Origin of the sequence: Mesorhizobium neociceri, from assembly GCF_013520985.1 — a bacterium.
Lineage (GTDB): Bacteria > Pseudomonadota > Alphaproteobacteria > Rhizobiales > Rhizobiaceae > Mesorhizobium > Mesorhizobium neociceri.
In genome coordinates this window covers 17,097-30,447 of sequence record NZ_JACDTY010000031.1, presented here as the reverse complement: position 1 = coordinate 30,447, position 13,351 = coordinate 17,097, and the positions used below count along the sequence as shown (strand labels likewise).

Genomic DNA, 13,351 nt, shown 5'->3' with positions numbered 1-13,351 from the left:
CACACGAATTGCATTTTATCGACCGGCAGCCGGTCTGCCGGATGGCTCGGCGCGCGCCGGCGTCATCCAGCTTCGGTGATCAAGCAACGAGAGGCTCTAGAATGACGAAATACAAGCTCGAGTATATCTGGCTCGATGGATACACCCCGGTCCCCAATCTGCGCGGCAAGACCCAGATCAAGGAGTTCGCCGAGTTCCCGACGCTCGAGCAGCTGCCGCTGTGGGGCTTTGACGGTTCCTCGACGCAGCAGGCCGAAGGCCACAGCTCCGATTGCGTGCTGAAGCCGGTCGCCGTGTTCCCGGATCCAGCCCGCACCAATGGCGTGCTGGTGATGTGCGAAGTGATGATGCCCGATGGCGTGACGCCGCATGCGTCCAACAAGCGCGCCACCATCCTCGACGACGAGGGCGCCTGGTTCGGCTTCGAGCAGGAATACTTCTTCTACAAGGACGGTCGTCCGCTCGGCTTCCCCGAGAGCGGCTATCCGGCACCGCAAGGCCCGTACTACACCGGCGTCGGCTATTCGAATGTCGGCCCGGTCGCGCGCCAGATCGTCGAGGAACATCTCGACCAGTGCCTCGCGGCCGGCATCAACCATGAAGGCATCAACGCCGAAGTGGCCAAGGGCCAGTGGGAATTCCAGATTTTCGGCAAGGGCTCCAAGAAGGCGGCCGACCAGATGTGGATGGCCCGCTATCTCTTGCAGCGCCTGACCGAAAAATACGAGATCGACATCGAGTATCATTGCAAGCCGCTCGGCGACACCGACTGGAATGGCTCGGGCATGCACGCCAACTTCTCGACCGCCTATATGCGCGAAGTCGGCGGCAAGGCCTATTTCGAAGCGCTGATGGCGGCTTTCGACAAGAACCTGATGGACCACATCGCCGTCTACGGCCCGGACAACGACAAGCGCCTGACCGGCAAGCACGAGACCGCGCCGTGGAACAGATTCAGCTACGGCATCGCCGACCGCGGCGCATCGATCCGCGTGCCGCATTCCTTCGTCAACAATGACTACAAGGGCTATCTGGAAGACCGCCGCCCGAATTCGCAGGGCGACCCCTACCAGATCGCTTCGCAGATCCTGAAGACGATCGCGGAGGTTTCGACCAGCGCGCAGGTATCGGCTGCTGCCTGAGCATTCGCTGCGGCGTAGTGTCTACGTCGGCCCAAACAAAACCCCGGCGGTAACGCCGGGGTTTTCATTGCTCCTGGGCGCTCGCTCTTCACGCGGTCAATCGTGCGTCAAGATTGGCGAGGATCTGCTCCCACGACTTCCCGTGTCCGTCGGCGCGGTCCTGATCATAAAAACCGCGATGTCTGAGGGTGACGGTGCATCCGTCGTCCCGCGGTTCGATATCGACTGACAGGACGGTTTCGGCACCCTGGGTTCCGCTCTTGCCGGTAAGCCAGGTCAGTTCCACCTTTCGGTTCGGTTGAAGTGTCAGGAAGCGCCCATAATGCGGGTGGCGCTGCCCCTCATGCTCGACCACGAAGAACAATTGTCCCTGCGGAACCGGTTTTGCGATCAGTCCTCCGGGCAAGGCGAACCAGCCTTCCCAACCGGCGGTGAAGCTTTTGTAGATCGCCTCTGGCCGGGCGCGCATGGCGCGAACGACTTGTGCGTCGTGAGGGCGAGCGGAAAGGTCAGGCGTGAAGAGATCAGCCATGATCGGTACCTCCGAAAGTTGACGTCAGGAGTTCAACGAGCCACGGCCAGGCGCGTTCCGACCTCGGCGCCCCTAACAAAAAACCCCGGCGTCTCCGCCGGGGTTTTTCTTTCTCTCTGAAACGATCGCTCAGACTGAGTAATACATGTCGTATTCGACCGGATGCGGGGTCATTTCGAAGCGCATCACTTCGGCCATCTTCAGCTCGATGTAGCTGTCGATCTGGTCGTCGTCGAAGACGCCGCCGGCTTTCAGGAAGCCGCGGTCCTTGTCGAGGCTCTGCAGGGCTTCGCGCAGCGAACCGCAGACGGTCGGAATCTTCTTCAGCTCCTTCGGCGGCAGGTCGTAGAGATCCTTGTCCATCGGCTGTCCCGGATGGATCTTGTTTTTGATGCCGTCGAGGCCGGCCATCAGCATGGCGGCGAAGGCGAGGTAGGGGTTCGCGCCCGGATCGGGGAAACGGACCTCGACGCGCTTGGCCTTCGGCGAGGAGCCGAACGGAATGCGGCAGGAAGCCGAACGGTTGCGCGCGGAGTAGGCGAGCAGCACCGGCGCTTCATAGCCAGGCACCAGACGCTTGTAGGAGTTGGTCAGCGGGTTGGTGAAGGCGTTGATCGCCTTGGCGTGCTTGATGATGCCGCCGATGTAGAACAGGCACGACTCCGACAGGCCGGCATATTCGTTGCCGGCGAAGGTCGGCTTGCCGCCTTTCCAGATCGACTGGTGGACGTGCATGCCCGAGCCGTTATCGCCGAAGATCGGCTTCGGCATGAAGGTCGCCGTCTTGCCGTAGGCATTGGCGACCTGGTGCACGACATACTTGTAGATCAGCATCTTGTCGGCGTTGCGGACCAGAGTGTCGAACTTGATGCCGAGCTCGTGTTGGGCTGCCGCCACCTCGTGATGGTGCTTTTCGACGCGCACGCCCATTTCGGCCAGCACGGTCAGCATTTCGGAACGCATGTCCTGCGCGCTGTCGATCGGCGGCACCGGGAAGTAGCCGCCCTTGATGCGCGGGCGGTGGCCGAGATTGCCGGTCTCGTAGTCGGTGTCGTCGTTGGACGGCAGTTCGGTGGAGTCGAGCTTGAAGCCGGTGTTGTAGGGGTCGGCCTTGTACTTCACGTCATCGAAGACGAAGAATTCTGCTTCCGGCCCGACATAGATGGTGTCGCCGATGCCTTCAGCCTTCATGTAGGCCTCGGCCTTCTTGGCGGTGCCGCGCGGATCGCGGTTGTAGGATTCCCCGGAAACCGGATCGAGAATGTCGCACAGAATGACCATGGTCGACTGGGCGAAGAACGGGTCCATGTGGACCGTATCCGGATCCGGCATCAGCACCATGTCGGACTCGTTGATCGCCTTCCAGCCGGCAATCGAGGAGCCGTCGAACATGACGCCGTCGGCAAACATGTCTTCCTCGACCTCGATGACATCCATCGTCACGTGCTGCAGCTTGCCCTTCGGATCGGTGAAGCGCAGGTCGACGAACTTCACGTCGTTGTCCTTGATCTGCTTCATGATGTCTTTGGCTGTCGTCATGTCGTTTCTTCCCTGTCTGATGACGTTTCGAGGAGTTATCGGAAATCAGATACCGAGATATCTGAAATCAGAAACCTCAGACGGCGTCCATCCCCGTTTCACCGGTACGGATGCGAACGACTTCCTCGATGTTGGAGACGAAGATCTTGCCGTCGCCGATGCGGCCGGTCTGCGCCGCCTTGCGGATGGCCTCGATGGCGCCTTCGACGGCGTCGTCGCCAAGCACGACTTCGATCTTCACCTTGGGCAGGAAGTCGACGACATATTCGGCGCCGCGATAGAGTTCGGTATGGCCTTTCTGGCGGCCGAAACCCTTCGCTTCGGTCACGGTGATGCCTTGCAGCCCGGCCTCCTGAAGCGCTTCCTTCACTTCGTCTAGCTTGAACGGCTTGATGATCGCTTCGATCTTTTTCATGTAAAAAGTGGCCTCCACTGCCAAAAAGACGGGTTGTGCGCCCCGCTTGCGCCTCCATCAAGCACGAACTGTGCCAATTTCGGCCCACGAGAAGCGGTTTCGCGCAATTCCAATGCCGCGCCGGGCCGGGATGTACATTCGCGTCATCCACTGCTTCGGAAGCGGCGCGGGTGTTCGGAGCCTACACATTGCCGCTCCTGACGTCTGCACGATTATTAGGCATATCGCGCATTTTGCGGGCACGCGCGGATCCGCAGCACCAGTCTGCGAAAGGATTGGCAGTACGCCATCCCGGCGGCTAGCCGTTTGCTTCGAACCCGAAACTGGACAATGCTCGACCGGGATAAAGAGGCCTTGAACGAAATGCGGATCGGCAATCCATGAGCAACGAAGTCCTGTCGCCGGCCGAGATGGGCGAGGCCGACAGGCTGGCAATCGCAGCCGGTCCGCTCGACGGCTACGGCTTGATGCAGCGCGCCGGCGAGGCGGTCGCTGGTGTCGTCCTGTCGCGCTATCCCGCCGCGAGCCGCGTGCACGTGCTGTGCGGCCCCGGCAACAATGGCGGTGACGGCTATGTCGTGGCGCGGCTGCTTGGGGAAAGCGGTGTCGATGTCACGCTGTGGGTTTCCGGCGAACCGAGGGCAGGCAGCGATGCGGCGATTGCCGCGACAGAATGCTCGCTGGAGCGCCGGCCGCTGGCGGCGTTTGTCGCCGAGCAGGGCTCGCTGGTCGTCGATGCTCTCTATGGCGCGGGGCTGTCGAAGGACCTCTTGGGTGATACGGCACGCGCTGTGGACATTGCCGCCAGCCTGCCTGTCGTTGCCGTCGATTTGCCTTCAGGCGTTTCCGGCGACAGCGGCGACATTCTCGGCACGGCATTTCGTGCCGACATCACCGTCACCTTCGCGCGCAAGAAACCTGGGCATCTGCTATTGCCTGGCCGCGAGCGATGCGGCGAGATCGTGGTCGCCGACATCGGCATTGGCGACGACATCATCGCGCAGGTCGCGTCGCGGACGTTCGAAAACAAGCCGGCGTTCTGGCTCGAGGAATTGCCGGTGCCGGCGGTCGATGCGCATAAGTACAAACGCGGTCATGTCGGCGTCTTCTCAGGCGGGCCATCGGCGACGGGTGCTGCCCGGCTGGCAGCACTTGCCGCCGCACGAAGCGGGGCAGGGGCGGTAACCGTGCTGTCGCCGGCAAATGCCATGCAGGTCAATGCCGCGCATCTGACCTCGATCATGCTGCGCAAGACTGGTGCTATCGAGGATGTGCACGAGTTTCTCGGCGATCGCCGGTCGTCGAGCTTCGTCCTCGGACCAGGCTTCGGTGTCGGTGACAAAGCGCGCGATTTCGCCCTCGCCGTGCTCGCCAGGAAACGGCAGGAGGGTGGTGTCGAAGGGTTGGTGCTCGATGCCGATGGCATCACATCCTTCCGCAACGAAGCCTCGACGCTGTTCGATGCGGCCAGCAGGCCGGATGCGCCAGCATTGGTCATGACGCCGCATGAGGGCGAGTTCGGCCGACTGTTCCCCGACATCGCTGATGACAAAAGCCTGTCAAAGCTTGCCAAGGCCCGCGCGGCGGCGGCGCGCGCCAACGCCACCGTCATCTACAAAGGCGCCGACACGGTGATCGCGGCACCCGACGGCAGTGCGGCGATCAACAGCAACGGCGCCCGATGGCTTGCCACGGCGGGGTCGGGGGACGTGCTGGCAGGCATCATTGCCGCATTGCTGGCGCAAGGCATGCGGGCTTTCCAGGCCGCCTGCGCTGCGGTTTGGATCCATGCTGAAGCCGGCCGCCGTTTCGGGCCTGGGTTGATTGCCGAGGATCTGCCGCTGGCGCTGGTGCCGGTGCTGCGCGAATTGGTCGAAGCACGGCAGAAGGCGCCGACCGGATGAAGCGGCTCCCGTTAGTCTTTGCGGCCATCATCGCGCTGTTCGCATCGCATGGCGCGCGCGCCGAGCAGCCGGTGACCATCGTCGACGATCCCGCGGTGCTCGCCGCCCTCGATGCCAAGGGCTTTGGCTTTGCCGGGATTTTCGCCGTCGACGGCGGGGACGATCTGAAGACGCTCTATAGCGAGGCGCCGGCCTATCGTGCTGTTGTCGACATGGTGGCGGCCGACATTGCCACGCTTCGGGCAGAGATGAAGGCCGGCGGACGCACGCTCTATGAGGTGACCGACGGCAATGTCGGCCGCATCATGGACATGCGCTGGCTGAAGACCGAGGCCGCGCGCTTCCGCCTCGTCGGCGTCGTCAACCGGCTCGACCGTCGCGATTTCGCTGCCTTGCACGGCGACAAGAGCTGCGGCGAGGTGCGCTTCATCTATCGCCTGGGCTACAGTTTCCGCAAGAACGGCAAGGTTCTGGCGTCGCGGCTGCCGTTCAATTTCAATGCCGTCTACAGCGTGACGCCGGATGCCGATGGCGGCTGCGTCGGCGTTGCCGGGCGCTGGACGCCACAGCTCGATGAAAACGTCGATGCCGGTTGGCTGGCCGGCGGTCCGCTGGAACCGGCGGAACTGACTTTCAAGCAGCTCGAGCTCAACGCGCAAGTGGTGCGCTTCCCCTCCGGACAGGAGACCGAATTCGGCGGGCAGGCGGCCTATCTCATGCGGATTTTTGGGATCGATGGCGCGACGGTCAGCGAGAAGCCACTGGAAAACACGCCTGACGTCACGCGGCTCTCGGACGATGCGGCATTGAAGAAAAGGCTCGCCGACTATGTCAGCGCCAATGTCGCGGCGGTCGATCTCGGCGTCTATGAAATCCCCGACGAGTTTTTGGCGAAGAAAATCATTTCGTGGTCGACTTTCGGCAGCGCAAGACAGGCCAACCATCCGTTTACTCCGTTGTTCCAGCCAGCTGATTTCGCAGGCCTCGACTATGCGGCGCTGAAACTGGTGCGCACGCCGGAGGCGCTGGTCGAGCGGCTGGACAATGGCGCTTGCCAGGGCTGCCATCAGGCGGGCTCCACGGCCGGCTTCCACTTCATCGGCCTCGATGACAAGACGACGTCGCCGCTCAACCGGATCGAGGTCGGCATCTCGCCGCATCTCCATGCCGAGATTCCACGGCGCCAGGCCTGGTTGCGCGCGATGGAAGAAGGCAAGGAGCCGAACCGGTACCGGCCGCTGTCCTTCGCGCCGCCCGCCGCCTGGACCGATGCCGGCGGTGTCGACTACGCGCCGGCGGAGATGGCGATGCCGTGCCTGATGCCGGACGATGCAAAGCGCTTCGGCGCGACCTGGCAGTGCGGCGGCGGCACCGTCTGCACGCCGCTGGCGACGGCTTCAGGCGTGCGCACCACGTTGGCGCAATGTCTACTGCCCAAGGACAGCCCAAAGATGTTTTCCGGCCATCCCTGCCTGACCGGATCGATCGCAAGCAACGCCTCGCAGCCTTTCAACGACCGCTACAAGATCACCGGCCAGTTCGCCGCTTTCGCGCCGACTTTTTCGCGAACCGCCTATACTTGTCGGCCACCGAAGATCGGCGTGCCGGCAGGCATCGCCTACCGCGCCTGCGACGACAAGGACCGCAGCTTCGCCGCCTTCAAGACGGGCAAGCCGGTGCCGGATGAAATCTGCGGGCTGGTTGGTGGCAAAAAGTTCGACACCTGCGTGGCGACCAACAATTTCGACCAGTGCCTCGGTGGCGCGGTCAATCGCGGTAACCGGCCGGCCTGCTCGGCCGATCATTTCTGCCGAGAGGATTATATGTGCCAGTCACTGCCGCCGGACACGCCAGGCGCTGCCAAGGTGAAAGGCATCGGCTTCTGCTCACCAACCTATTTCATTTTCCAGATGCGCATCGACAACCACGCCACGCCCTGGGCGAGCGCGACCAGCGCCACCATGGGAGCCGGGTTCGGCGCGGCGGAAGAGGAATGAGCTGCTGCCTGGGGAGTAGGCGGGCACTAGTTTCAGCGCTGAAGATAGTCTTCCATCCGCGCAGTCCATTTGGCGTCGAATTCCGCAATGTGCCGTTGCCCTGTGCTCGAACTCACCAGCGTCGAGAGCGCGGTCACGGCAATCGGGTCCAGGTGGGGCGGCTCCGTGTAGCCAAGCGCCGCCAGCCTTTGCGCCCATGATGGATGAGTGGACTTTTCGTCATCCGGGCTTGCCCACGCCTTGCGGGCGCAAGCGTTGAGGAAAATGGGTTCTCGCAGCTGGCCGACAGCTTCCAGAATGCGATCGAGCGGCGGTCGTGGCGGGCGCAGCGCGCCTCGCAATTCATGCTGCAAAGGGTCATGGACCGTCTGCTTGAAATGCACGTCGGCCGTGGCGAGAAGCAACAGCGCGCGGGCGGCTTGCTCGGCAGCGCCGGAAGACGCCGCATGCCGGTCTGCCTTGATCTCCGCTTCGCGCGAAAGCCGGATCTCTTCCCGTTCGAACGATTCCGACAGCCAGCCAATTGCGGCGTGGAGCAAGCTGCCTGAGATCGTGGTGCCGGGCGGAGCGTACTCGAAGACAAATCCGAAGCCGTTTTCAAACTCAGCCAGATTGAGGCTGCCATTGGTGTCCTTGTTGCGCACATGTGCGTCCTCGTGGGCGAGGATTGCGGCAAGCGCTGTTTCATCGGTCACCGCAAGGAGGGGAATGCCGACGGTCAGGAACAAACGGTTGCCGAGAAGGCCGAAGAGCGTGCGCTCCTCGCGCACGCTGGCGTTGAGGTTGTCCTCCAGTACGACAACCGTGCGCGCCGCCCGGCGCGGTCCGGCAACGCTCCGCCAGAGTGCCCACAGGCCAGGTGCCTCCGCTTCGCTGATGCCTTTGACCTTGCTGCGCCGGAAGCCGGCGAACAATGTCCCGAACAGGAACGCCAGTGCGGTGGTCGCAATTGGCATCGCAACGAAGCCGCTGGCGATGAACCAGATCGGATGGCTGTCGAGCAGGGACATCCAGAGGCAGAAGATGATGAGAGCGGGGACAACGAAAAACAGGACGGTGAATCTGCCAAACCGCCGCCCGGCACTGACGATCAGTCGCGACATCGGAGGCTACAGCGGAATGTTGTCGTGCTTCTTCCAGGGGTTTTGCATGTCCTTGTTGCGCAGCATCCTGAGCGCGCGGGCAATGCGGCGGCGGGTCGAATGCGGCATGATCACTTCGTCGACATAGCCGCGCTCGGCGGCGACGAAGGGCGACAGGAACCGATCCTCGTAAGCCTTTGTATGGGCTGCGATCTTTTCGGCGTCGCCGATGTCCTTGCGGTAGATGATCTCGACCGCGCCTCTGGCGCCCATCACCGCGATCTGCGCCGTCGGCCAGGCATAGTTCATGTCGCCACGCAGATGTTTTGAGGCCATGACGTCGTAAGCGCCGCCATAGGCTTTGCGGGTGATCACGGTGATTTTTGGCACGGTCGCCTCGGCGTAGGCGAACAGCAGCTTGGCACCATGCTTGATCAGCCCGCCATATTCCTGCGCGGTGCCGGGCAGGAAGCCGGGGACATCGACGAAGGTGACGATCGGGATCGAAAAACAGTCGCAGAAGCGCACGAAGCGCGCCGCCTTGCGGCTGGCGTCGGAATCGAGCACGCCGGCCAGAACCATCGGCTGGTTGGCGACGAAGCCGACGGTGCGGCCCTCGACGCGGCCGAAGCCGGTGACGATGTTCTTGGCAAAGCTCTGCTGGATCTCGAAGAAATCGCCTTCGTCGGCAACCTTCAGGATCAGTTCCTTGATGTCGTAGGGCTTGTTGGCGTTGTCCGGGATCAGCCGGTCGAGCGACAGATCGTGGTCGGTGACCGATTGGTAGCATTCGATCTCGGGCAGTTCGGCCGTGTTGGACGCTGGCAGCAGATCGATCAGCCGGCGCATCTGCAAGAGCGCCTCGACGTCATTGTCGTAGGCGCCGTCGGCGATCGAGGATTTGGTCGTGTGGACGGAGGCACCGCCCAGGCTTTCGGCGGTCACCGTCTCGTTGGTGACGGTCTTCACCACATCCGGGCCGGTAACGAACATGTAGGAGGTGTCGCGAACCATGAAGATGAAGTCGGTCATGGCGGGCGAATAGACGTCGCCGCCAGCGCATGGGCCCATGATGACGGAAATTTGCGGGATGACGCCGGAGGCCAGCACATTGCGCTGGAAGATTTCGGCATAGCCGCCAAGCGCCGCCACGCCTTCCTGGATGCGGGCGCCGCCGGCGTCGTAGAGGCCGATGATCGGCGCGCGGTTGCGCAGCGCCATCTCCTGCACCTTGATGACCTTTTCGGCGTGCGCTTCTGACAGCGAGCCGCCGAACACGGTAAAATCCTTGGCGAAGAGATAGACCGGACGGCCGTTGACCGTGCCCCAGCCGGTGACGACGCCGTCGCCGGCAATTTTGGTTTTCTCCATGCCGAAATCGGTCGAGCGGTGCTCGACATACATGTCGAACTCCTCGAACGAGCCTTCGTCGAGAAACACCTCGATGCGTTCGCGTGCGGTAAGCTTGCCCTTCTTGTGCTGGGCGTCGATGCGGGCCTGGCCGCCGCCCATGCGGGCGATGTCGCGGCGGCGCTCGAGTTCCTTCAGCACGTCCTTCATCGCTCGGTCCCCCATACCCGATACTTCTTGGCAGGCATTCTCCAGATATGGCAGAATAAGCCTATGAAGAACAACGTAGAAATATCCGAGGATCTGAACCGCCGGATCGAGATGCTGACCTCGCGCTCGACGCTGACACGCGATCAGATCATTGAGGATGCGCTGTCCCATGGGCGTTCGCTGGCGTGGCAGGAGAAGTGGGTTGCCGGCGTTCAGGCGGGAATCGAGGCCGCCGACCGTGGCGACTTCGCCAACGAAGAAGAGATCGCCACGGTCCTCAACAATTAAATCGCCGGCCGCGCGCTCTAGCCTGTTTTGCTGCATTGCAACATGACGCCCCTTGCATTCCGGGGCGAACTCAGCCATATGCAGCCCATAGGCGCTTGGGCCGGGAGATTCCGGCCTTCTCGACAAATGAGACTGGTTGCGTCTGTTTTCCCTCTTTCCGACTGATCGGCAAGGTGGCGGAAAAGCCCCGTGGCATGATGCCTGCGGGCACGACAGCGCAGCCGAGTGGACGTTACCGTCCGCCCGCCTTGTCGTTTCATTTCAAATTTTTCGACGGCAGGTTGCGCCCTGCCGCCTTCGATGTTTGCGGCTAAGGCCGCGTGAAAGAAGACTATTTTGACCAACGAAAACACATCAACCGGTAGCAACATTGTGACCGGTAACACTGCGGAACTCACCGGCTTCGCAGCACTTGGAATTACGGGCGCGCTGCTCAAGGCGACGCTTGGCGCCGGCTTCACCGAGCCTAAGCCGATCCAGATGCAGGCGATCCCGCCGCAGATGGAAGGCCGTGACATTTTCGGCATTGCCCAGACCGGCTCCGGCAAGACCGCTGCCTTCGCGCTGCCGATTCTGTCGAAGATCATTGCGCTCGGCACCAAGCGCCGGGCGAAGACCACCCGTGCACTGATCCTGGCGCCGACGCGCGAGCTTGCCGTGCAGATCGAGGACACCATCAAGATCCTCGCCAAGGGCGCGCATGTCTCGACTGCTCTCGTGCTTGGCGGCGTCTCGCGCTTCAGCCAGGTGAAGAAGGTTGCGCCCGGCGTCGATATCCTCATCGCCACGCCCGGCCGTCTGACCGACCTGGTGCGCGAGGGCGACTTGATCCTCTCCGACACCAAATGGCTGGTGCTGGACGAGGGCGACCGCATGCTCGACATGGGCTTCATCAACGACGTGAAGCGCATTGCCAAGGCGACCGCGCCGGACCGTCAGACGGTGCTGTTCTCGGCCACCATGCCCAATGAAATCGCCGAACTGGCGAAGGGCCTGTTGAAGAATCCGATCCGCGTCGAAGTGGCGCCGCAGAGCACCGCTGCTGCCGAGATCGTGCAGGGCGTCGTCTTCGCCCGCACCAAGCAGAAGCGCCAGGTGCTGTCGACGATGCTCGCCGACGAAGCGATGAAGTCCGTCATCATCTTCTCGCGCACCAAGCATGGCGCCGACCGGGTGACCAAGGACCTCGAACGCGACGGCTTCAAGGCCGCCGTCATCCACGGCAACAAGTCGCAGAACGCCCGCCAGAAGGCGCTCAACGATTTCCGCGAGGGCTCGGTGCGCATTCTCGTTGCGACCGACATCGCGGCGCGCGGCATCGACGTCCCCGGCATCAGCCATGTGGTGAATTTCGACCTGCCGGACGAGGCGGAAAGCTATGTCCACCGCATCGGCCGCACCGGCCGTAACGGCATGGACGGCATTGCGATCACGCTGTGCGATCCGTCCGAAAACAGCAAACTGCGCCAGGTCGAGCGCATCATCCGCAGCAAGCTGCCGATCGTTGCCGACCATCTCGGCAGCCCCGATCCGGCGCGCAATCCGGCCGAAAAGAACGAGCGCTTCGAGCCCGCCAATGATCGCAACGACCGCAATGGCCGTCGCGACGGCAGGCGGCCCGGCGGCCAGAACAACGGCTTCGGCAAGAAGCGTTTTGGTGACAAGCCGGCCTTTGCAGGTGCAGGCGAGCGCAAGCCGGAAGGCGCCAAGCCCTTCAAGGGCAACAACAAGCGCCGCTTCGGCGGCAAGCGGCCCGCGGCGCGGGCTGCCTGACCGGATAATAGGCCAGGCTCGTCGAGCCTAGCTTGATTGCTGAAAATGAGGACGGCCGGAGCAATGCTTCGTCCGTCCTTTTTCGTTTAGGGCTACTCGGTAATTGCCTTGACCCAGACGACAATCCGCTGCGCCAGGAAGGCCGTGGTCGAGGGCGACAGCGCGTCGCCGGCGATGACATGGTTGTCGGGATCGCCATTGTCGTCGACCGGGACCAGTTCGTGTGCGGCGCCCCAGCGGCCGGCGATTTCTCGGGTGCGGTCTTCGCGCACCACTGAGTCCGAATCCGAGAAGATGAACAGAGCCGGTATAGTCGCTTTTTCAACCGGTGCTGCGTAGGCGAGATTGGTCAGCGCTGCCATCGGCAGTACGGCCGCCATCGGATAGGTGTGGGTCCAGAGTTTCTCGTGCAGCGCATTGCGCGTTGGAAAGCTGCGCTCCTTGCCGCCGACGAGCTCGGCGATCTGCTTGCCCCAAGGCATGGTCAGCAGCTCGGCGCCCGAAGCCCTGACGCCAAAATTCGGCGAGATGAACGCGATTGCGGCGACGCCGTCAGATGCGCCAGGCTCGGTCGCCGCCCATGTCGCCAGCGATCCGCCGGTCGAGGTGCCGATGACGATCACCTTGTCGCCGATGGCCCGACCGATGGCGAGCGCCTCCTCATAGTCGTTGATCCAGGCGTTGACGCTGCCTTGCGCCATTGCGGCGCCGTCCTGCCCATGGCCGGTAAGGCGAGTGTAGAAAAGGTTGGCGTCGAGCTGGTCGGCGACCTCGTCGGCCAGCGGGCGAACCTCGCCCTTCGATGCCGAAAAGCCGTGGATGTAGACGACCGCCAAGGGCGTCTTGGCGTGAACCATCGGATCAGCCCAGATGATCTCTTTCTCCAGCCCATCGCGGATGTTGGGGACGGCCGCTTCCTCGCGCGCGAGATAGGCCTGCGGATCGTCGCCGATCACTTTGGGATCGAAACGGATCGTGGTGTCGACGGGAACGCGCGGACCAAAAAGGAAGGCCAGGACAAGGATGATGACGACGCCCAGCACCGCAAACACGATCCGTCGCCCCATCGCAGACTCCACGCAACAATTCCAAACCTATGGCGGCCGCTGCGCCCAAGCA

The 13,351-nt window shown here is 62.8% G+C and carries 11 protein-coding genes; 5 read left to right on the top strand and 6 right to left on the bottom strand.

What is annotated here, in order from left to right; genetic code table 11:
- Positions 1-101 precede the first annotated feature (101 nt).
- Positions 102-1,142: a glutamine synthetase beta-grasp domain-containing protein gene (locus tag H0241_RS32905; protein ID WP_181061926.1), complete on the top strand. Its 1,041-nt coding sequence runs from the start codon at positions 102-104 to the stop codon at positions 1,140-1,142.
- Between the two features lie 88 nt (positions 1,143-1,230).
- Here H0241_RS32905 and H0241_RS32900 read toward each other — a convergent pair whose 3' ends face one another.
- The 3 genes from H0241_RS32900 to H0241_RS32890 all read right to left on the bottom strand — a co-directional run bounded on the left by H0241_RS32900 (position 1,231) and on the right by H0241_RS32890 (position 3,628).
- A complete protein-coding gene (locus tag H0241_RS32900) occupies positions 1,231-1,674 on the bottom strand; it encodes an SRPBCC family protein (protein ID WP_181061925.1) in 444 nt (147 codons plus the stop codon).
- Between the two features lie 129 nt (positions 1,675-1,803).
- Positions 1,804-3,213, bottom strand: coding sequence for a type I glutamate--ammonia ligase (gene glnA / locus H0241_RS32895; RefSeq protein ID WP_142865544.1), 1,410 nt, complete (start codon positions 3,211-3,213; stop codon positions 1,804-1,806).
- Positions 3,214-3,289: 76 nt separating this feature from the next.
- Positions 3,290-3,628 carry a P-II family nitrogen regulator gene (locus H0241_RS32890; RefSeq protein WP_006205430.1) on the bottom strand — a complete coding sequence of 113 codons (339 nt, stop codon included), beginning with the start codon at positions 3,626-3,628 and terminating at the stop codon, positions 3,290-3,292.
- A gap of 380 nt (positions 3,629-4,008) precedes the next feature.
- On the opposite strand from H0241_RS32890, the gene H0241_RS32885 reads away from it, so the two are divergent.
- Both H0241_RS32885 and H0241_RS32880 read left to right on the top strand, forming a co-directional pair.
- On the top strand, positions 4,009-5,532 hold the full coding sequence (locus tag H0241_RS32885) for an NAD(P)H-hydrate dehydratase (RefSeq protein WP_181061924.1): 1,524 nt from the start codon (positions 4,009-4,011) through the stop codon (positions 5,530-5,532).
- Positions 5,529-7,529 (top strand): hypothetical protein, encoded by a 2,001-nt coding sequence (locus H0241_RS32880; protein ID WP_181061923.1) that lies wholly within the window; start codon positions 5,529-5,531, stop codon positions 7,527-7,529. The genes H0241_RS32885 and H0241_RS32880 overlap by 4 nt, the downstream gene beginning before the upstream one ends.
- 32 nt (positions 7,530-7,561) lie before the next feature.
- Here the strand turns inward: H0241_RS32880 and H0241_RS32875 are convergent, their stop codons facing one another.
- Both H0241_RS32875 and H0241_RS32870 read right to left on the bottom strand, forming a co-directional pair.
- Positions 7,562-8,632: a M48 family metallopeptidase gene (locus tag H0241_RS32875; protein ID WP_181061922.1), complete on the bottom strand. Its 1,071-nt coding sequence runs from the start codon at positions 8,630-8,632 to the stop codon at positions 7,562-7,564.
- 6 nt (positions 8,633-8,638) lie between these two features.
- A complete protein-coding gene (locus H0241_RS32870; RefSeq protein ID WP_181061921.1) occupies positions 8,639-10,171 on the bottom strand; it encodes an acyl-CoA carboxylase subunit beta in 1,533 nt (510 codons plus the stop codon).
- A 63-nt stretch (positions 10,172-10,234) separates the two neighbouring features.
- Between H0241_RS32870 and H0241_RS32865 the strand changes: the two genes are divergently transcribed.
- Both H0241_RS32865 and H0241_RS32860 read left to right on the top strand, forming a co-directional pair.
- Positions 10,235-10,459, top strand: coding sequence for a transcriptional regulator (locus H0241_RS32865; RefSeq protein ID WP_181061920.1), 225 nt, complete (start codon positions 10,235-10,237; stop codon positions 10,457-10,459).
- Positions 10,460-10,795: 336 nt separating this feature from the next.
- Entirely contained in the window at positions 10,796-12,232 is a 1,437-nt protein-coding gene (locus tag H0241_RS32860; protein WP_181061919.1) for a DEAD/DEAH box helicase, read from the top strand.
- Between the two features lie 92 nt (positions 12,233-12,324).
- Here the strand turns inward: H0241_RS32860 and H0241_RS32855 are convergent, their stop codons facing one another.
- A complete protein-coding gene (locus tag H0241_RS32855; protein ID WP_181061918.1) occupies positions 12,325-13,299 on the bottom strand; it encodes an alpha/beta hydrolase in 975 nt (324 codons plus the stop codon).
- Positions 13,300-13,351: the final 52 nt, after the last annotated feature.

Excerpts from the sequence above, each read along its gene's own strand:
- H0241_RS32905 (WP_181061926.1), top strand. The coding sequence starts at position 102 with ATGACGAAATACAAGCTCGAGTATATCTGGCTCGATGGATACACCCCG.
- H0241_RS32900 (WP_181061925.1), bottom strand. The coding sequence starts at position 1,674 with ATGGCTGATCTCTTCACGCCTGACCTTTCCGCTCGCCCTCACGACGCA.
- glnA (WP_142865544.1), bottom strand. The coding sequence starts at position 3,213 with ATGACGACAGCCAAAGACATCATGAAGCAGATCAAGGACAACGACGTG.
- H0241_RS32890 (WP_006205430.1), bottom strand. The coding sequence starts at position 3,628 with ATGAAAAAGATCGAAGCGATCATCAAGCCGTTCAAGCTAGACGAAGTG.
- H0241_RS32885 (WP_181061924.1), top strand. The coding sequence starts at position 4,009 with ATGAGCAACGAAGTCCTGTCGCCGGCCGAGATGGGCGAGGCCGACAGG.
- H0241_RS32880 (WP_181061923.1), top strand. The coding sequence starts at position 5,529 with ATGAAGCGGCTCCCGTTAGTCTTTGCGGCCATCATCGCGCTGTTCGCA.
- H0241_RS32875 (WP_181061922.1), bottom strand. The coding sequence starts at position 8,632 with ATGTCGCGACTGATCGTCAGTGCCGGGCGGCGGTTTGGCAGATTCACC.
- H0241_RS32870 (WP_181061921.1), bottom strand. The coding sequence starts at position 10,171 with ATGAAGGACGTGCTGAAGGAACTCGAGCGCCGCCGCGACATCGCCCGC.
- H0241_RS32865 (WP_181061920.1), top strand. The coding sequence starts at position 10,235 with ATGAAGAACAACGTAGAAATATCCGAGGATCTGAACCGCCGGATCGAG.
- H0241_RS32855 (WP_181061918.1), bottom strand. The coding sequence starts at position 13,299 with ATGGGGCGACGGATCGTGTTTGCGGTGCTGGGCGTCGTCATCATCCTT.